The sequence below is a fragment of the Peribacillus muralis genome (assembly GCF_001439925.1).
GTDB lineage: Bacteria > Bacillota > Bacilli > Bacillales > DSM-1321 > Peribacillus > Peribacillus muralis.
In genome coordinates, this window is record NZ_LMBV01000006.1 from 1 (window position 1) to 202 (window position 202).

Annotated in this window: 1 pseudogene; it reads left to right on the top strand. The window is 50.0% G+C overall.

Annotation, left to right across the window (positions count from 1 at the left end):
- A pseudogene (locus tag ASU00_RS09870) lies at positions 1–202 on the top strand (NAD(P)/FAD-dependent oxidoreductase); the annotation flags it as partial.

A 202-nucleotide genomic window follows, 5' to 3' on the forward strand; every position in this document is an offset into this window, starting at 1 on the left:
CGCTTGGCAAATGGGTGAGCTTGTCGGCTACAATCTATATGCAGCCTTCGAAGGCAAAAAGCTTGAAGTATTCTCACCAGTTAACTCCGGTACACTTGCGAGCCTTGGCCGTAAGGATGCCGTGGCAACCGTTGGAGCTAATAACACAGCCCTAAAAGGCCTGCCAGCCACTTTGATGAAGGAAGCAAGTAATATCCGCTAC